This is a genomic window from Rhodococcus quanlei, from assembly GCF_055231015.1.
In genome coordinates, this window is the sequence record NZ_JBUYWD010000004.1 from 44,301 (window position 1) to 63,388 (window position 19,088).

12 protein-coding genes and 2 tRNA genes are annotated in these 19,088 nt (G+C 64.6%); 8 read left to right on the forward strand and 6 right to left on the reverse strand.

Features of this window, described 5'->3' with window-relative positions:
* Positions 1-11: 11 nt before the first annotated feature.
* From cmrA to ACZI8Q_RS02770, 3 genes are all read left to right on the forward strand, one after another.
* Positions 12-815 (forward strand): mycolate reductase, encoded by an 804-nt coding sequence (gene cmrA, locus ACZI8Q_RS02760; RefSeq protein ID WP_463371972.1) that lies wholly within the window; start codon positions 12-14, stop codon positions 813-815.
* 349 nt (positions 816-1,164) lie between these two features.
* Positions 1,165-1,764, forward strand: coding sequence for an oligoribonuclease (gene orn, locus ACZI8Q_RS02765; protein ID WP_463372012.1), 600 nt, complete (start codon positions 1,165-1,167; stop codon positions 1,762-1,764).
* Between the two features lie 84 nt (positions 1,765-1,848).
* Positions 1,849-1,924: transfer RNA gene (locus ACZI8Q_RS02770), tRNA-His, on the forward strand.
* 308 nt (positions 1,925-2,232) lie between these two features.
* Here ACZI8Q_RS02770 and ACZI8Q_RS02775 read toward each other — a convergent pair.
* Positions 2,233-2,700, reverse strand: coding sequence for a type IV toxin-antitoxin system AbiEi family antitoxin (locus tag ACZI8Q_RS02775; RefSeq protein WP_463371973.1), 468 nt, complete (start codon positions 2,698-2,700; stop codon positions 2,233-2,235).
* Between the two features lie 535 nt (positions 2,701-3,235).
* Positions 3,236-4,486 (reverse strand): L,D-transpeptidase, encoded by a 1,251-nt coding sequence (locus ACZI8Q_RS02780; RefSeq protein WP_463371974.1) that lies wholly within the window; start codon positions 4,484-4,486, stop codon positions 3,236-3,238.
* A gap of 264 nt (positions 4,487-4,750) precedes the next feature.
* On the opposite strand from ACZI8Q_RS02780, the gene ACZI8Q_RS02785 reads away from it, so the two are divergent.
* Positions 4,751-4,823 (forward strand) — tRNA-Lys (locus ACZI8Q_RS02785).
* A 162-nt stretch (positions 4,824-4,985) separates the two neighbouring features.
* On the opposite strand, the gene ACZI8Q_RS02790 is transcribed toward ACZI8Q_RS02785, so the two are convergent.
* Complete coding sequence (locus ACZI8Q_RS02790; RefSeq protein ID WP_463371975.1) at positions 4,986-5,207, reverse strand: DUF3618 domain-containing protein; 222 nt, start codon at positions 5,205-5,207, stop codon at positions 4,986-4,988.
* 187 nt (positions 5,208-5,394) lie between these two features.
* On the opposite strand from ACZI8Q_RS02790, the gene bcp reads away from it, so the two are divergent.
* Entirely contained in the window at positions 5,395-5,868 is a 474-nt protein-coding gene (gene bcp, locus ACZI8Q_RS02795; protein ID WP_463371976.1) for a thioredoxin-dependent thiol peroxidase, read from the forward strand.
* On the opposite strand, the gene ACZI8Q_RS02800 is transcribed toward bcp, so the two are convergent.
* Positions 5,846-6,664 carry a TetR/AcrR family transcriptional regulator gene (locus ACZI8Q_RS02800; RefSeq protein WP_463371977.1) on the reverse strand — a complete coding sequence of 273 codons (819 nt, stop codon included), beginning with the start codon at positions 6,662-6,664 and terminating at the stop codon, positions 5,846-5,848. The two genes, bcp and ACZI8Q_RS02800, sit on opposite strands and share 23 nt — an antisense overlap.
* Positions 6,665-6,756: 92 nt before the next feature.
* Here ACZI8Q_RS02800 and ACZI8Q_RS02805 point away from each other — a divergent pair, with 92 nt between their 5' ends.
* From ACZI8Q_RS02805 to ACZI8Q_RS02815, 3 genes are all read left to right on the forward strand, one after another.
* Positions 6,757-7,725, forward strand: a complete 969-nt coding sequence (locus ACZI8Q_RS02805; RefSeq protein WP_463371978.1) for an ATP-binding cassette domain-containing protein — start codon at positions 6,757-6,759, stop codon at positions 7,723-7,725.
* Complete coding sequence (locus tag ACZI8Q_RS02810) at positions 7,722-8,531, forward strand: ABC transporter permease (protein WP_463371979.1); 810 nt, start codon at positions 7,722-7,724, stop codon at positions 8,529-8,531. Before ACZI8Q_RS02805 ends, ACZI8Q_RS02810 begins: the two co-directional genes overlap by 4 nt.
* Before the next feature lie 152 nt (positions 8,532-8,683).
* Positions 8,684-9,301 (forward strand): TetR/AcrR family transcriptional regulator, encoded by a 618-nt coding sequence (locus ACZI8Q_RS02815; protein WP_463372013.1) that lies wholly within the window; start codon positions 8,684-8,686, stop codon positions 9,299-9,301.
* A 51-nt stretch (positions 9,302-9,352) separates the two neighbouring features.
* Here the strand turns inward: ACZI8Q_RS02815 and acpS are convergent, their stop codons facing one another.
* Positions 9,353-9,742 (reverse strand): holo-ACP synthase AcpS, encoded by a 390-nt coding sequence (gene acpS, locus ACZI8Q_RS02820; RefSeq protein WP_463371980.1) that lies wholly within the window; start codon positions 9,740-9,742, stop codon positions 9,353-9,355.
* Between the two features lie 11 nt (positions 9,743-9,753).
* The gene (locus ACZI8Q_RS02825) at positions 9,754-19,041 is read right to left on the reverse strand and encodes a fatty acid synthase subunit beta domain-containing protein (RefSeq protein ID WP_463371981.1); all 9,288 of its coding nucleotides are present in this window, start codon (positions 19,039-19,041) and stop codon (positions 9,754-9,756) included.
* Positions 19,042-19,088 lie beyond the last annotated feature (47 nt).

Below are 19,088 nucleotides of genomic sequence, written 5' to 3' on the forward strand. Positions count from 1 at the left end.
GCTGGCTCACCGTGAGTCTGCCGAACCCCACTTCCACAGCCCGTGCCGTCGTGACGGGCGCCTCGTCCGGAATCGGCGAGGCGCTCGCCGCAGATCTCGCTTCGCGCGGGCACTCTCTCCTTCTCGTGGCGCGCCGTGGCGACGTCATGGAGAAGCTCGCCGCCGAGTTGCGCACGGCGCACTCTGTGGAGGTGGAGGTTCGCGCGTGCGATCTGTCCGATCGTGACCAGCGTTCGGTACTCGTCGACGAGCTTGCCGCCCGCGAGATCAGCGTGTTGTGCAACAACGCCGGTATCGCCACGTTCGGCCCGGTGTCCGAGCTCGACCCGGCCTACGAGCGAGCACAGGTGGAGCTCAACGCCGTTGCGGTCCACGACCTGACTCTTGCGGTACTTCCGGGCATGATCGCCCGTAAATCCGGGGCGGTGCTCATGGTCGGTTCGGCCGCCGGGAACATGCCGATCCCCAACAACGCCACCTACGCAGCCTCCAAGGCATTCGTGAACACCTTCTCCGAGTCACTGCGTGGTGAGCTCAAGGGAACGGGCGTCAACGTCACGCTCCTCGCGCCGGGCCCCGTACGGACCGAGACCCCGGACCCGGCCGAAGCCTCCATCGTGGACAAACTCGTTCCAGACTTCCTGTGGATCTCGAGCGAGCACACCGCCAAGGTGTCACTCGATTCGCTCGCCGACAACAAGATGCGCGTGGTGCCGGGACTGATCAGCAAGGCCATGTCGGTGGCGGGGCAGTACAGCCCGCGCGCCGTCGTTGCACCCATAGTGGGCACCTTCTACAAGAAGCTCGGCGACTGATTCACAAACTGGTCGGCGACTGCGGCCGACGCCGAAGATGCTGCGCATGATCTCCCGCCCTGTCATCGAGGCTGTAGACCGAAAGAAGCCGTCGTCGCGGCCTCTGGAAGCACCACTTTCGCCGCCAACTTCTCGTGCGCCGATTCTCGGTCGACTCTCGTTCGGACAGCACGGTCCGAGTTCGACGCCTCCACCCGCAGCCTCACACCCGGCAGTAATCTGCGTGGCCGCTTCTTCCGGTGTCAGCGGTGCATTGTCACCCGCGAAATCGACAGTCATACAGTTCCCCTCCATGCGCGAACCGGACGGGTGAACCCTAACGAGTGAGGACGTGACTACTGTGTTGTTCGTGCAGGACAAACTTGTGTGGATCGATTGTGAAATGACGGGTCTTCGACTCGGTACCGACAAGCTGATCGAAATCGCAGCTCTCGTCACCGACAGCGACCTGAACGTGCTGGGCGAGGGTGTGGACATCGTCATTCATACCGACGACGAGGCGCTGGCGGATATGCCGGACGTGGTGACCAGGATGCATGAGAAGTCGGGTTTGACGGACGAGGTGCGCAAGTCGGCCGTCACTCTGGCCGATGCGGAGCAGCAGGTCCTCGCCTATATCCGGGAGCACGTACCGTCAGCGGGGTCGGCTCCGCTCGCGGGCAATTCGATTGCGACCGACCGCGGATTCATTGCACGCGACATGCCCGAACTCGACGCCCATCTCCACTACCGGATGATCGACGTCAGCTCGATCAAAGAGTTGTGCCGTCGCTGGTATCCCCGAATCTATTTCGGACAGCCGGAAAAGGGGCTCGCGCACCGTGCGCTGGCCGACATCAAGGAATCGATCCGCGAACTCGAGTATTACCGACGCACCGCGTTCGTGGCCGATCCCGGACCGTCCACCAGCGATATCAGCGCAATTGTGAAGGATCTGGGCCCCGCCTGACACGCCGATTGGCGTCCGTGGTGCCCGACGCGCTAGTATCTTCCTCGCTGAAGTTGCTGCCCACGGGTGGCCGCAGAAGCGATGGTGAGTGTAGTTCAGTTGGTAGAGCACCAGGTTGTGATCCTGGCTGTCGCGGGTTCGAGTCCCGTCACTCACCCCAAGACGACAGTGCCCCACCTGCTTTGTACAGGTGGGGCACTGTCGTTCCAAAGGCTTGGGCAACGCCAGAATCGTGCCCGGCTTCACAAACCAGCGGTTCATGGTGAACGTGATCGGCGGGTGCTCCCAGCGGTCGGACACCGTGAATGTCGCGACCTTCGGTGCTTCGTCAAGTACTCGGGGTTCCCCGGAAGGTGGACAGTGGTCACGCGGCCATGCGGTTCGCGGTCGGTGACATTTCGTTGTCGATGGGGCTGAGCATTCCGGCAAATCCAGCCCTCCTGGTTCGGCGGTTTGTCGGATACGTGGCTACGGGGAGATAAGACATCGGTTGGTCGATCTGTGTCGCTCGAACCGACCCAGAGCCTCGGTATCGATAGCTCCGATGTTCGCCAACCCCCACAGATCGCGCGCGACGGCACGGGGAAGTGCCATGTCGAGTTCCGGGGCCAACTCTGCGCGAGCTGTTCGAGACGGTCCTGTTCGCTGCGACGATAGAGGGGCGGAGGTGGCAGCGGGCACTTCGGACTCGGCGTTGCCGAGTTGCGGTCGCCGCGCAAGGTCGAGCACGGTTTGTTCCGGTGCGGTGGTCAGCGCCCGACCGAGTGGCGTTTCGACTCGCTCGGCGTCCAATGCGTCGGTGTCGCGCTTGACGAACCCGAGAGTGGCGACACGGTCGAGCAAGTCGATCGGCCGGTGCTGACTGGGAACTGCCACTACTGCCGTCGCCGGTGCACGCGGGATTGCGCCGAGTACACGGGCTGCACTGACGCCCATCAGTACGGCCTTGTCGGGGCCGTAGATTGCGGAGGCGACACTCGCGGCTACGACCTCTGGCCAGGCAGCCGCGGTCGGCCAACCTGGTCCTGAGGGACGGCGACGTAGTAGCGCGGGCAACGCGGTTCACGACTCCCTGATCCGCCGGCCTGGCCAGCCTCAGGACGGGGATGGGTATATGCCCCCTGCCGCGTACCGAGAGCGGATTGTGCGCAGCGGTGAACGGCCGGCTCAACCGGCAGTGCTGTCCCTCGGTTCTTCACCACAATTCCCATCAGTATGCGTTTCGTAGGCTATGACCCCACGTATTGCATACTGGGCCTGCAATCGAACGGGATCGAAGAAACCTCCGTACCCGCACTGCAATGTGGCACTGGTGTGGACGTCCTCGGTCCGGGTGCCGTTGGTGATCTCGTCTGTGCGCACCGGCTTGCCGGTGACCGCTTCACGCTGTAGCCGAGTGACCGGCACCATGCTCCACGTGACAGCTCGGACAGCTCGGACAGCTCGGACAAAGCAATCACTCGTTTACGGATTACGCATTGTCGGCGTTGCCGGCCTTCCAGACCTCCCACGGGACGTTCCAGTCGCCGAGACCGTCGACACCGGACAGAGTGCCGCCCACCGTGTTCTGCACGATCACGAGGTCACCGCGCTTCATGTTGTCGTACACCCATTTCGCATCCGCAGGACTGAGGTTCAGGCAGCCGTGGCTGACATTGGTGTATCCCTGCTGCGCCACCGACCACGGAGCCGAATGGAGGAAGATTCCGCTGTACGACATCCGCGTCGCCCATTCCACCGGCGTCTTGTAGCCCTGAGCGGAATCGACCGGCACACCGTATGTGGACGAATCCATCACGATGCTCTCGAATTGGCTACCGATGATGTACACGCCGTTGTCGGTGGGGGTGTCGTCCTTCCCCATGGACGTCGGCATCGTCTTGACGACCTGCCCGTTCAACCTGAACGTGACCGTCTTGGTGTTGTCGTCCGCGGTCGCGATCATCGAATCACCGATCGTGAAAGTGGAGTGCGCATTCTCTTGGCCGAACAGCCCGCCACCGAAATCGGTGCCGTATGCGGCCACGTCCACGGTGACCGTCGTACCCGGCGCCCAGAAGTGCTGCGGACGCCACCGCACTTCACGGTTGCTGAGCCAGTAGAACGCACCCTCGACCGGGGGGTTGGTCGTCACGGTGATCGCTGCCTCTGCGGCCTTGCGGTCTGGAATGTTCTCGTCGAACTGCACGGCGACCGTCTGACCGACGCCGACCACGGCGCCGTCGTAGGGCATCACATACGGCTTGGTGACGTTGCCTGGCGAACTCGTGGTGAACGATGACGTCTTGACGGTGACGCCGCCCAGCCCATAAGCCTTGGCCTCGACCGTGTAGTGCTTGTTGTATCCGAGCGGCTCGGTTGTGACCCACGACAGCTTGTCGGGGGCGATGGTGCCCTGAACCACCTGCCCCTCCGGGTTGAGCATCGTCACCTCGGCAAGCGTTCCGTCTTCCACGTTCAACGTAACCGGCGTACCTACCGATACCCCCACCGCGCCGTCGGGGGCCGACATCGCGAATTTCGGCTTGATGAGCTCGGTGAGCGGGTTCGAGTCGATGGGCGCCTGTCCTTCGGTGGAGGCCGAACCGAGGGAGCATCCCGCAAGAGCCAACATCGCCACCGTCAGGACCGCAATAGCCGATACCGCCTTGGACAATCCGGCGCGACCCGAGACGGATGCCACACTCCGGCCAGGCGCGGACGAACGACGCCACACACTCATGGACTACCCCACTTCACGTTCTCGCTCCGAATACACGTTCCGCCAGCTCGCCACTCGCCCCCGTAGACGATCGGCGCATCGAGCCCGTGTGACCACCAATGATGCCAGCCTCGACGGGCCTGTCCAACCAAACATGGCTATGGCTGGCGTAACTTTCGAATATCAATCGCCCCCAACGCATCCATCGTTACTCTGCCAGGCAATCCACCAGGCGATTTGCGTTCTCGAGAACGGGTCCGCTACTGTTCTGTCTCGCAAGAACGAGCGCCTATAGCTCAGTTGGTAGAGCAAGTGACTCTTAATCACTGGGTCCGGGGTTCGAGTCCCTGTGGGCGCACAGAAATGCCCCCATCCTCGTCACGAGGATGGGGGCATTTTCCGTTTCACAGCACCACCAGTCTCACACCACCGCCGTCAGGGTACGGGTGCACAAACGACGAACGGGCCGCCCCGGAGCAATGTCACCCCGATAACGGCCCGCTCAGCGCGTCGAAAGATCTCAGCGCAGCAGTTTGCGAATCATCAGGAGTCCCACGAGGGCCCCTGCGCCCATCAGCCCGTACTTGACGGCCGGTTCGTTGAGCTTCGCGGCAACCGTCTGCTTGGTGCTGTCCACGAGCCGCTTCGGATTGGCGCGAACCGACAATTCGTCGAGAGTGCTCGCGAGTTGATGACGGGCGTTCTCGATCTCGCGCTCGATACTCTCGGTGTCCCTGGGCACGTGTCCTCCAACTGGTCGATTGTTCTCGATCGGGTACAGGCGTCGTACCAACGATCGTGCAATGTGCACGACCGTACCGTGGAAACCACGAGATCGGACGCACACTCACCCCAACCGTAGAACAACGACGAAGCGATCGAGCGCACAGTCCGGTCCCGTCCCCCCGCCCTGACGCTAATCTGGACCCGTGACCGAGACGAAGAGACTCGCCCCCGGCGACAGCGCGCCCGAATTCACTCTCCCCGACGCCGACGGCAACGACGTGTCGTTGGGCTCCTATCGCGGGCGCAAGGTGATCGTGTACTTCTACCCGGCTGCGAGCACCCCCGGCTGCACGAAGCAGGCCTGCGACTTCCGCGACAACCTCTCCGAGATCAACGGCGCGGGCCTCGACATCGTGGGCATCTCCCCCGACAAGCCCGCCAAGCTCGCCAAGTTCCGTGACAACGAAGAGCTGACCTTCCCGCTACTGTCCGATCCAGAGAAGACCACCCTCGAGGCCTGGGGCGCGTTCGGCGAGAAGAAGCTCTACGGCAAGGTCGTGCGCGGCGTCATTCGCTCGACGTTCGTCGTGGACGAAGACGGCAAGATCGAGGCCGCCCAGTACAACGTCCGGGCAACGGGCCACGTGGCGAAGCTCAGGCGCGACCTGTCCGTTTGATCTCGGTCCCGGTTCGCACTTCGGAGCCGACGAACAGCTCGACACCGTCCAGCAGTCGGGCAAGTCCGAACAAGATGTTGTCCCATTCGTCGTCGGAGGCCGCGCCCGAGTCCGCGGTGGCGTCGGCTTGATCGAATGCCCCTGCCTCGACCGCGGACAGCAAGGCCGGGAACCGTGCTGGATCCAGCAATGCCGGCAGCACGGCGGGGTAGTACAAGGCGTTGGACTCGTCGGCAGCAGAAATGTCCCTCGCAAGGCGTGCGCAGCCGATGACGTACATCGAGATATTCACGGCAACGGTCACTTTCATCGTTTCCGAAAGCCCTACCGGCGCGAGGCACTGGAGCAGGTGCTCCATCCACGCCAGATTGTTCGGTCCACTGGGTGGCGCCTCCATCGGTAGGTCGAGCCACCACGGGTGTCGGCCGATGACCTCGAATTCCGCCACCGCGTGCCGCTCGACGGAACCTCGCCAATCGAGACTCGGATCGAACTCGGGCGGCACTCCGAGAGCATGGTCGAGCATGAGCGTGACCAGGTCGTCTTTGCTTTCCACGTAGCGGTACAGCGACATCGTCGTGAATCCGAGTTCCCTGGCGATTCGCGCCATGGACACGGCTGTCAGCCCTTCCTCGTCGGCGACTCGCACAGCCGTCTCGACGATGCCCCCCACCGTCAGCCCACGCCGGGGGCCGCGCGTACCTGTCTGATTCAGACCCCATGCGGTCTGCACCACATGTGGCAAGTCCGTCAGATCGAAGCCAGTCGCGATCTGCGCGCTTTCGTCTCGCGTCATTCCGATCCATTCCGCGTCGAAGGTATTGCCACGATCCTAAAACTGTGTACTGTATAAACAATCGTATATGACCTACACAGTATTGGAGTGTCATGTCCCCCGAAGATCCGGCAATCACCGTGAACAAACTCGTCAAGAGGTACGGGCATCGCACCGTGCTCGACGGCATCGACTTCCAGGCACCACGTGGCAGCGTCTTTGCCCTCCTCGGCGCCAACGGTGCGGGTAAGACCACCACGGTCGACATTCTTTCCACACTCACCCCACCGGACGGTGGCAGCGCGAGCGTGGCCGGCCACGACCTTCACCGCTCGCCTCAGGAGATCCGGCGGTCCATCAGCCTCACCGGTCAGTATTCGGCGGTCGACAGGATGCTGACCGGTTTCGAAAACATGCTCCTGATGGCAGATCTTCATCACCTGGGCAAGCGGGACCGACAACGACGAAGCGCCGAACTGATCGAACGATTCGACCTCGAATCCGCTGCCCACAGGCGCGCCGATACCTACTCGGGCGGAATGATGCGCCGCCTCGACATCGCGATGAGTCTCGTGGGGCGGCCCGAGGTCTTGTTCCTCGACGAACCGACAACGGGACTGGACCCGCGTAGCCGACACGAGATGTGGTCGGTGGTCGGCGAACTGACCCGCGACGGTGTCACCGTCTTCCTCACGACGCAATACCTCGACGAGGCCGACGAACTCGCCGACCGGATCGCGGTACTCGACAGCGGCAGGGTCGTCGCCGAAGGCACCGCAGCCGAATTGAAGCGACTGGTCCCAGGCGGTCACATCGAACTCGGTTTCGACGACCCGGCCCGATTCCGCAGTGCCGTCAAGGACCTACCCGAATACCCCAGCCACGAGGACCGTCTGACGATCGAGGTCGATACCGACGGAAGCGTCGCCTCCCTGAAGGCTGTTCTCGACTCGCTCGACCCCTCGGTCACCGTCGACCGAATCGAAATCCACACACCCACACTCGACGACGTGTTCTTCGCGCTCACCGGTGCGGATCGGACGCCTACCGTCGAGGCTCCCCGAGAGACGGTCACACGATGACGACACCGACACTCACCACGACCGGCCGAGTCGCGAGCACGCGAGTGCATACGACCCGAGATTCCCTCACGATGCTTCGCCGGAGTCTGAGACATACTCTGCGCAGCCCCGACTCCTTGATCACGGCAATTGCTTTACCCGTCCTGCTGATGTTGCTGTTCGTGTACGTGTTCGGTGGTGCGATCGACGCGGGAACCGAGTACCTCGACTACGTCGTGCCGGGCATCCTCGTTCTCTGTGCGGCATGGGGCGCGTCCACTACCGCGGTGTCGGTCTCCAACGACATGACCGAAGGCATCATCACGCGATTCCGCACCCTTGCCATCGCCCAGTCTGCGGTGCTGACCGGCCATGTCCTGGCCAGCACGATCCGCAATGTGGTGACGACGGCGCTGGTCGCCACCCTCGCCGTCCTCATGGGGTTCCGGCCGACCACCGACATGGACCGCTGGCTTCTCGCTATCGCTCTCATCGCGGGATTCGTCGTCGCCCTGTCTCTACTGTGTGCCGGCCTCGGCATTCTGGCGCAGACCCCGGAAGCGGCCAGCGGCCTCACCTTCGGATTCCTGTTCCTCCCGTATGTGAGCAGTGCGTTCGTCCCAACAGAGACGATGCCTACGTGGTTGCACGGATTCGCCGAACATCAGCCGATGACCCCGATCATCGAGACATTGCGAGCACTGTTGTGGGACACGCCGGTAGGAAACTCGGGCTGGCTCGCACTCGGCTGGATCGTCGGCGTCAGCGTGATCGGTTACGGATTCGCCACCCTGATGTACCGTCGGCGGGCCGCCACACGGAATTGAACGGCCGCCCCGACACCAGCTCCTGAACCGGCCCAGTTCTCGGGTGAACACGTCACGAGCGATAACCTGGGTCCGTGGAGCCGCAAGCGAACAAGAAGGTGCCGCGTCACGCCGATCCCGCGTTGGAACTGCCGTCCGACCCGCAGGAACTGATGCCGCGCCGCCGGCCGACGCAGGAGCGCAGCCGTCGCAAGTTCGAAGCACTACTGGCAGCTTCGCGGGAACTACTGGTGGACGTGGGCTTCGAATCGTTCACCTGTGAGGAAGTCGCCTCGCGGGCAGAAGTACCCATCGGCACTCTTTACCAGTTCTTCGCCAACAAGTATGTGATCGTCTGTGAACTGAACCGTCAAGACCTCGTGGGCGTACAGCACGAACTCGCCCAGTTCGACGGAGAAGTGCCGTCCCTCGATTGGCTCCGGTTTCTCAACAGTTTCGTCGACCACATGTCGAATCTATGGACCAGCGATCCATCTCGCCGCGAAGTGTGGTTGGCGATGCAGTCGACCCCGTCCACCCGCGCAACCGGCGCCATCCACGAGAAGGCCTTCGCTGAACAGGTTTCACGCATGCTTGCGCCACTCACACCGGACACGCCTCGGGAACGGCGCAAGATGATGGCCGAGGTCCTCGTCCACGTCGTCTATTCGATGCTCAACTTTTCGGTGCAGGACAACCAAAGTCACGACAGCGCAGTCGCCGAACTGAAGAGACTGATGGTGGCGTACCTGCTCGTCGCCGAAAAGGAATCACGCACCTCCTCCCCGTGAGTGGTTTGCGAGTCCAGAGACTCGTCAACCACTCACAGGGCGCGGAGCGCCCTACCTCTCGAGGATCACGAAGGCGCCGGCCGTGTCGCCGTCGTGAGTGAGCGACACGTGGATCGTCACGTCGGTGAGGTGTTCGGCAACGTTGCCACGTAGCCGAATCGATGGCCGACCCCACGCGTCCGTCACCACCTCGATCAAGTGGTGAATCATCTCCGGGAGCACCGGCGGGCGGGCGAACAGTGCTGTGGACCATGCCTTGATCACTGCCTCCTTCGCCGCCCACCGGGCTGCGAAATGTCGTGCCGGATCGGAGCTCCGGGTCACGGCGTCGCGGCGCTCACCCGGTGTGAAGTTGTCGAGCATCGCCGTACCCGGACGATCCAACTGCTCGGCGAACTCCGACACCGTCACGAGGTCGAAACCGATTCCCAGAACTCCCATCCCGACTCCTCCTACCGGCAGCCGGGCAGGCCCGAGCTGTACACGCCGTCTGCACCCAGGCGTGCGTCACGGCTTACCAGCACGTCTGCCTCGAGCTGACGGGTTGCCGTGGCAGGAGCCTTCTCTCCTCCGAAGCGGCGGTTCGCAGGACGCTCGTACAGCTCTGCGCCGCCGACCATCGCCTCGACGAGACGTCGCTGCCCTGCAACCGTCCGCTCCTGCGCACGAGTCACATACGAGTCGCGCCGGTCGAGAGGAAGCGACTCGACGAACGCCTGCGGATGCACCACTGCAATCAGGCCCGAGACGTGACCGAAGCCGAGGCTCGTGAGTAGACCTGCCTTCAGCGGGAACTGCTCGCCGAACCGCAGCGCGTCGCGAACCCATACGAGATGCTCGTGGTCGGACATCTGCTCGTCGACGCAATCCAGGCTGCGATTCGGCGGCACCGTGCCTTGGCCGAGCACCTGGCAGAGACCGTTGAGCTGGAATGCTGCGGCACCGCCCTTCGCGTGCCCGGTCAGACTCTTCTGCGAGACGACGAACATCGGCGCCCCTTCGCTGCGTCCGAGCGCTCCGGCGAGGCGCTCGTGTAGCTCCGCCTCGTTCGGATCGTTGGCCGCGGTGGAGGTGTCGTGCTTCGAGATCACCGAGATGTCGTCGGCACTCACGCCCAACTTCGCAAGCGACCGAGCGAGTTGCGAATCCGCTCCCCCGCGACCCGCACCGAGTGCGCCGATGCCGGGGGCCGGAATCGACGTATGCACGCCGTCTGCGAACGACCCTGCATAGGCGACCACTCCCAAAACGGGAAGGCCCATCTCCAGAGCCAGATCACCACGCGCCAGCAGCACGGTGCCGCCACCCTGCGACTCGACGAACCCGCCGCGTCGACGGTCGTTGGCGCGTGAGAATCGACGGTCGTCGATGCCCTTGGCCCGCATGTCGTCGGTCTTCGCGGTGGCGGACATGTCACCGAACCCGATGATGCCCTCCGTGCCGAGGTCGTCGAACCCACCGGCCACTACCAGCTGCGCCTTGCCCAGCTTGATCTTGTCGGCACCTTCCTCGACGGATACCGCAGCCGTAGCGCAGGCTGCGACGGGGTGAACCATCGCGCCGTAGCCACCCACGTACGACTGGACCACGTGGGCCGCAATCACATTCGGCAAGGCTTCCTGCAGGATGTCGTTGGGCCGGTTCTCACCGAGCAACGTGTCGATGTACAGCGACCTCATCGATGTCATGCCGCCCATACCGGTGCCCTGCGTGTTCGCCACCAGCGAGGGGTGAACCCACCGCAGCAGTTCGCTGGGAGTGAATCCACCGGTGAGGAAGGCATCCACGGTGGCAACGATGTTCCACAGCCCCACACGGTCCACCGAATCTGCCATGTCGGCGGGAATGCCCCACTTCGTGACGTCGAAGCCAGTCGGAATCTGACCACCCACGCTGCGAGTGAGCTTCATCTTCCGTGGCACCCGAATCTCGGTGCCGGCTTTGCGCGTGACCTGCCAGTCGCCGCTGTCGGGCACGGCCGAGATCACCGTATTCTCGGGATCGGCTTCGGCGAATGCTCGTGCCTCGGCCTCACTGCTCACCGCGAACGACAGGTCCTTGTCGAGGAACACGGAGGTGAGCAGCGGTGCGGTGTTCTCGACCATCGCGCCGTCATCGGCGTACTGACGAATTCCGCACTTCTGAACCACCACATCGTGGTAGTGATCTGCGATGTCCGCTTCGGGAACAAGATCGCCGGTCTCGGCGTCGTACCAGCCGGGCACCGGGGTGGTCTCCCACGTGACGAGCCCGGTGTTCCAGGCCAGTTCGAGAACACCTGCCGCAGAGAGCTGCTCGTCGACCTCGAACTCGAACCGCGTGCGAGCCGAACCGTAGGGCCCGAGCTCGCCCGCGCCCACGATAACGACCATGTCTTCAGGTACCGCCGCGACGCGCGACCACGCCGGGGCTGCAGCCTCGGTGACGCGAGGCGGAGCGGGTAGCGCTCCAATGGTGTCGATTGCCGGGCCGGCCTCGTCATTGTCGCCTGCGGCTGCATCCTGTGCCTGCTTGGCCAGGGTCGGCAGATCCACATTCGCGGTCGCGAGTCCACCGGTCAGATCCGCCGTCACCGGTTCGGACACTGCCCGGTCACGGATCTGCGGGGTGCAGAGAGTCAACAGTTCGGCAGCCATCTCCTGCGTAGACCAGGTACGAACACCGGCTTCTTCGACAGCCTCGACGAGCGGATCGTTTCCGCCCATCAGTCCGGTACCCCGCACCCAGCCGATGAAGGCGTGAACCAGGGTGACTCGCTCGGACCACGCCCGTTCCGCACTCCAGCGTCCCACCACAGAATCCAGTGCCGCTTTGGCCTCACCGTAGGCACCGTCTCCGCCGAAGAGTCCACGGTTGGGCGAACCCGGCAATACGACGTGCAGGTGCGTGTCGACGTCACGGTCGTGCCCGACCTTCGACAGACCACCGATCAGCCGCTCCACCGACCACAGGAGAACACGCATTTCCATCTCGGCACGCGCGCCCGCGTCCGCGAGGCTGCCCGCCACCCGGGGTGCGGCGAACGGGAACAGCATCGAAGGAGTGAATGCCTCCTTGACAAGCTTCTTTGCGCCACCGGCAGTCTCGAACTGGTCCGTGCCGATCCACTCGATGAGCGCATCGATATCCGTGTACGACGCCATGTTCGCGGGAACCACCCAGAGAGCCGCCCCAGCACGGGCATTGCGGCGGTACAGGTCCCTGTAGAAGCGGAGACGCTGATCGTCGAGACGCGAGGTGGTCACGAATACCGTTGCCCCACCGGCGAGAAGGCTACCTGCGACCGAGGCCGCGATAGAACCCTTGCTGGCCCCGGTGACAACGGCCACCTCGCCGGCCCACTGCGCCGGGACTTCCGTGTTGTCGAGCGCCACCGAGGCGATCTGCGCAAACGTCTCCGCGAGAGAAATCCGGTTCTCGGCACGCGCCCTCGCCTCCCACCACTGTGCCTGCGTGGCCACGATCTTGCCGGCACCGACAAACGAGTCGACGGAGGCCGAGTCGCCGTCCAACCACAACCGAGCCAGGTCCTCACGGGCACTCGCCCAACGATCGTCCAACAGAACGGCACGCCGACCGTCGAATGCGGGTGCCACGAGCCGGGGCCAATCGGATCCGAGTTCCGCCGACACCAGATCGACGAGCTCCGTATCCGTCGCCTGGTCGGCGACGGGGCCGTCCCCGGCCAGGCCTAGTTGCTCGAGAACCAATCGCGCCGCCGACGCCAGGACTCCGTCACGACCGGTGATGTGCTCGGTGAACTCACCCAAGGCCGCCGCATCGACCGTGCCGCCTGCCCCGCCACCAGAGGACGGAAGCGAAACGCTGATGCCCCGCCGGGCAGCGACGGCAGCCACTGCACTGTCGACGACCGCATCCACCGCAGCCCCGTCGGCGAGACCGTCCCCGGCAAGGCCACCGAGGTCGCCGCCGCGAATGCTCGCACCGTCACGGGTACCGAGTGCTACCTCCGCGGTGACGTGGTGCGCCCACCCCCCGCCGAGTTCCCACACCTTCTTCACGCGATCCGAAACCGCTGCGGGGCGCCGGCCCGAGGGGCCGAACACCTTTCGCAGGTGGTCGTTGATCGAGTCCGACAGCACAGGGCCGAACGGCTTGTAGGTGCGGGCAAGCTTGTCGACAGTGCCTGCAAGAGAGCCCATATCGGCATCGGCCGCGCCGTCGATGGCACCCAGAGACAGCTCCGAACCGAGGTCCACGAGCAGCTGGTTGCGGCGCGAGGACACACCGTCGCACAGGGACTCGATCGTGTCCGCCGCACCGACCTGATCCGGACGCAGTTTCGTCCACAGACTGATGAGCACCGCGGTGGCGTCGGAGGCCGAGAAGGCGATGTCGTCCGGTCTGGGCCCACCCGTCGGTGCTGCAGGCGCTGCAGGCGCAGTGGGTACTGCGGTTGCGGCAGGTGATTCCTCGGCAGGCTCGTCGTCCTCCACCGGGGCGGGGTCGACGTCCGTGGAGTACACGATCGACGCCTCACGCTCGATGTTGAGTACCTCCACCGGGTCCCCGAATCGTCCCGGCAATTTCAGGGTCTGTGATGCCAGGTTCGCCACCGTGGGTACAGAACCGAGTCCGATCTCGACGAAGCGTTCGACTCCCAGGCCGCCATCGGCTTCGTCTGCGAACAGCAGGTCCTGTGTCTCGATCCAGCGGACGGGGCTGGCGAACTGCCACGCCAACAGTTCCGTCAGCACCACATGAGTGAGCTGGGACGGCTTCTGCGACCAAGCGTCGAAATCTGCGAGTACGTCGCGAAGAGGCTGCGAAGGAACCAGGTCGGCGATCTCCTGAACGAAGTCGCGATCGAGTGAGAACGGCTTCGGCACGAGATTCGGGACGTACCGACCGATCAGAATGCTCGGATCGATCTCGCGGGGCAACAGCTCCTCGAGTCGGCCACGGAAATCGTCCACACCACCACGTAGCACGGTCGAGTGGAACGGCACGTCGATGCCGGGAACCTGAATGTAGGCGCGCTTGCCACCGAACTCCTTGCGGCGGATGTCGATTTCCTTCTCCAGGGCATCGAGGCCCGCAACCGTTCCCGCAATGGCGTACTGCGAGCCGCGCAGGTTCAGGTTGACGATCTCGAGGAACTCACCGGACTCGTCGGCAACACTGCCGATGAAGGCGTGTAGGTCGTCATCCGAAACACCGATCTGCGACGGCCGAATCGCCGCCATCCGGTAGTCGGATCGACCGTTCTCGTCGCGGGGAACCAACTCGTGCATCGCCGAACCGCGCTGGAACACCACTTCGAGAACCGCCTCGAGGGGAAGAACTCCCGCGACAGCAGCGAGCGCGTTGTACTCACCCACCGAATGGCCCGCGAGCAGCGCGTCCTCGACGAAAGCTCCGGCCTCGCGCAGTTCCGCTACCTGAGCCACGCCGAGGGTTGCCATCGCAACCTGAGTGAACTGGGTCAGGTGCAGGACTCCGTCGGGGTGCTTGTGCGTGATGCCGCGAGCCTTCACGACAGTGGGGTTGTCTCGAACAACAGAGAGGATCGAGAATCCCAGCGCCTTGCGCGTGTGCTTGTCGGCGCGGTCCCATATTTCACGCGCCGCCTTGGACCGAGCGCGTGCATCAAGACCCATTCCGGGGCGCTGAATTCCCTGACCGGGGAACGCGTACACGGTCTTGGGCACCGCGGTACGGCCTGTCGCGACCATGACCAGTTCGCCGTCGATACGGCAGCCGACCTCGACGATCTCCGCACCGCGGTCGGTGGCCACGCGATCGACGCGGATGTCGATCGCGGCGCCCGGACGAACCATGCCGAGGAACCGTGCGGTCCACGCCGTGAGCCGCCGCGCGGGGGTGCGCGTCTGTGCCGGATCGACAGCAGTCACCGCCTGCTGGGCTGCGGCAGACAACCACATGCCGTGCACGATGGGGGCACCGAGACCCGCGAGGAGGGCGGCATTCTCCGAAACGTGGATCGGGTTGTGGTCACCGGACACCTGTGCGAACGGTGCCATGTCACGAGGGGCGGTGACAGTGGTGTCGCGGCGGCGCCGCCGAGGGGTGTCCACGACCTCGTCACCGAGCGAACCACCTGCACGCGGCGGATCGGTCAATTCTGCCTTGCCGGTGCGCCCGCGAATGGCGAACCGCTCCGACAGTATGGCGACTGCCGGTGCGTCCAGCCCCTCCCCGAGCATGGCACCTACCTGCACCTTCACCTCGACCACACGGCCGAGATCGGTGTCGCGGACGGAATCGACTTGCGCCTTCACGACGAGAATGCTGGTGTCGGTGGGAAGCTCGCCGACGAGCTCGACGGCGTGGTCGAGGTGCACGAGGTCGAGCATTCCCTCGATGACCGACACATCGTCGGCCCGAGCATCACCGAGCGCAGCAAAAACCGCCGGCCAGCACGCACCGACGATCACGTCGGGAACGGCCTTGCCGCTCACGCCGAGCGTCGGCGGCAGACCTGCACCGGTGACGCCTGCATGATCGGCGACCAGTTCCGGCATCCACGCCAGATTGATGCGCGCGACCCCGTTCTTCACGGTCGGTAGCTCTTGGCCCGCAGCTACCGACAACAGCGCTGTCATCGACTCTTCTGCGTCGGCGACACTCACGACGGGAGCTCCGCCGTCCGCAACCGACGCGGGCAGTCCGATGCGGATCTGTACCGAGCGACCCGCCACCAATGGCACGGTCAGCTGCAGGTGCTCGTCGTCGAGCACGGAGATCTCGGCGCCGGTGGTCTCGTGCATCGCGAGCGTGTCGCTCTGGGCGGACCAACGGTCCAGATCACCGAGACGGCGCACCGGGTTCTGTGTCAACCGACCGGCCCAGGTGATGTCCGGTGCGGACAGGATCGCGTCGATCGGCCCCGAAACGAGGTCCCGGTGCCGGCGTCCGAGGAGTGCCGTGGGTGTCGCACCGTCGGCGATCAGGTCGTCGTAGGTGGCCTTCTCGAAGCGGTCGAGAAGTGCGCCCACAGGCTCGTCGACTCGCGTGATCCCGGCGACGGCAACGGTTCCCGGGATGACGCACACCTGGTCGGCACCGTAACGGGGATCGTGCGCCTGCCAGAGAGAGTCCGAGCGCCACCAGCGCCGCACATCGCCGTCGATGACCGGAACGAAGTTGACCGGCTTGCCCGGGGTCTTGCACAGCGACACGAAGAACGACACGTCTGCCGGGTGCAGGCAGGTATCTGCGTAATCCGGGTACTGGGTCTGCAGGGCGCAGATCGCGGCCTCTGGGCGTTCCAGAATCGTCGGGTCCGAGAACAGCGTCGGAACGGGGCCGCGATCGATGGGATGTAGCCGCGCCTCCGCACGCTGCAGCATCTCACCGAAACGGTCCCGCCAGGTGACGTCGAGCCAGGGGCTGGTGACGGCTTCTTCGAAGGCATCGGCGAGGTCGCTACCGCACTCGAACTCGCGCGCCGAATCGATCCCGACCGTCAGTTCGAGATAACGACGAAGCCACTGCTCGTACGTCATCGTGGACACGTCACCGAAGTACGGTTTGGCCGTGACATTCAGGGCCTCGATGATCTCGTCGCGGCGCTGCGCCACGGCGTCGGCATCGCCGGCAACCTCATCCAGCAGGCGGCCCGTGCGGGATGCAGCATTGTCGATCTCGTGGATGTCTGCGCCGAGTTGGCTGCGACCGGATGCCATTCCACCTTCAGCGGTACCCGCCCCGACCCAATCCGGGGTTCCGGGTGTGTCGACGAGGAGCTGCTTCACCTCCGGCGAGGTGGTCGCTTCCAATGTCGCCATCGCCGCGGTACCGACGAGGATGCCGTCGACGGGCATCGCCGGGAATCCCGCGGCCACCGACCATCGGCCGGTCAGATAATCGGCGGCACGCTCGGGGGTTCCGATACCGCCACCGACGCAGATCACCAGATTCGAACGGGTACGCAGCTCGGAGTACGTTTCGAGCAGAAGATCGTCGAGGTCCTCCCACGAGTGGTGACCGCCGGCTTTACCGCCCTCGATGTGCACGATGACGGGGAAGGACGGAACCTCGTTGGCGATGCGGATCACCGAACGGATCTGCGCGACCGTTCCCGGTTTGAAGGCGATGTTGGTGATGCCCACCTCGGAGAGCTCCTCGATGAGCGCGACCGCCTCGTCGAGTTCCGGGATCCCAGCGGTGACGACGACACCGTCGAACGGCGCTCCGGCCGTTCGGGCACGCTGAACGAGACGCTTGCCGCCCACCTGCAACTTCCACAGGTACGGATCCAGAAACAGCGAGTTGAACTGCACACCACGTCCGGGCTCGAGCAGCGTCTTCAACTCGGCAACACGATCGTCGAAGATGGTTTCCGTGACCTGGCCGCCACCGGCCAGCTCCGCCCAGTGACCCGCATTCGCCGCTGCAGCAACGATCTTCGCGTCCACCGTGGTAGGCGTCATTCCGGCAAGCAGGATGGGCGAACGGCCGGTGAGCTTCGTGAACGCCGTCTCGACACCGGTACGCCCGTCCGGCAAGGTCACCGGCCGCGGCGCGAAGTCGGTCCACGCGGGAGCCACCTCGGGGGCCGCACCGGGTGTGAGGAGGTTGCGAAGCCCACCGCGGGTTGCAGCGGCGATCATGCCTATCCCCTGACCTCGCAGGCTTCCCGCAGTCATGCGACTGAGTAGTTCGCCGGGGCCGAGATCCACGATCCATCGCGTGTCCGTCTTCACGACGGCATCGACGGTGTCGACCCAATCGACTGGATCGACCAGGATCGCTCTGGCGCACTTACCTGCGAGTTCGACGTCGATCCCACAGCGGTTCGCCCACTGTTCGACGAGTTCGACGGCTTCACCGAGCGCAGGATGGTGGAACCCGATCTCGGTGTCGACGTCCTCGAAGGTCGGCGAGAACACCGAGCCACCGCGCTTCTTCGCGCTCCGCTCGCGCGACTCGGAGTCGGAAATTTCTTCGCACCGCTGTTGCACGCGGACAAGCTGGGCAGGCGGGCCCGACAGGACCACACGACGGCGACCGTTCCGGATGGCAAGGATCGGCGCCTTCGCCGAATCCACACCGTCGGCGACCTCGGCGACGACGGCCCGCAGACGTTCCGGGTCGACCTGCGATACCGCCACCATCGGACTGCGGCCGCCCGCAGCGATCACGCCGCGCCTACGGCCGACCAATCCTGCTGCAGCGCCGATCATCTGAGCAATCGCCAGCAGGGTGCCGTCCTGATGTCCGGACGACGCGACGGACTCGACCGCGAGCACACCCTGAGAATGACCCACCACCGACACGGGCGGGTGCACGGTGGGGTCGAGGCCGCCGGCCGCGAGTGCGCGCAGGGCTGCCAACTGCGTGAGGAAGACGCCGGGCAACGACACCGCAGAAGCACTCAGGACGGCGGCAGACAGACCGGCATCCGGGTTTTCGTCTTCCGAGTAGTCGTTGTCGAGCATCCATGCGATCGGATCGAAGCCGGAGGTGCGGACCACGAGCAGGTCAGCGGCGACCGGTTCGAGACGGAGCGCGGCCTCGTTCACCAGCTTGGTGAGCGCGGGTTCGAGTCCGTGATCGCCAACCAGTTCGTCGAGCGAGTTCAGCCAGGAGGCGCCCTGTCCGCCGAACGCGAGCGTGTATGGCTCTCCGGCGGCCACGCGATCGACGAGTGGGCGCTGCACTGCAGGCACGGCACGTCCACCTCCCTCGCCGGGAAGCCGCCGCCCTCGCTGGTTGTCGCCGTTGCCAGTGGGCGTCGCGTCGTTGATCGTCACGAGTAGGTCCTCTCCTGTTCCCCAAGGGGTTGCGATGCTGTCCACCC

Coding starts and splice junctions, on each gene's coding strand:
- ACZI8Q_RS02775 (WP_463371973.1), bottom strand. CDS start 2,700: ATGGGCGTCAGTGCAGCCCGTGTACTCGGCGCAATCCCGCGTGCACCG.
- ACZI8Q_RS02780 (WP_463371974.1), bottom strand. CDS start 4,486: ATGAGTGTGTGGCGTCGTTCGTCCGCGCCTGGCCGGAGTGTGGCATCC.
- ACZI8Q_RS02800 (WP_463371977.1), bottom strand. CDS start 6,664: ATGACGCGAGACGAAAGCGCGCAGATCGCGACTGGCTTCGATCTGACG.
- ACZI8Q_RS02805 (WP_463371978.1), top strand. CDS start 6,757: ATGTCCCCCGAAGATCCGGCAATCACCGTGAACAAACTCGTCAAGAGG.
- ACZI8Q_RS02810 (WP_463371979.1), top strand. CDS start 7,722: ATGACGACACCGACACTCACCACGACCGGCCGAGTCGCGAGCACGCGA.
- ACZI8Q_RS02815 (WP_463372013.1), top strand. CDS start 8,684: ATGCCGCGCCGCCGGCCGACGCAGGAGCGCAGCCGTCGCAAGTTCGAA.
- acpS (WP_463371980.1), bottom strand. CDS start 9,742: ATGGGAGTTCTGGGAATCGGTTTCGACCTCGTGACGGTGTCGGAGTTC.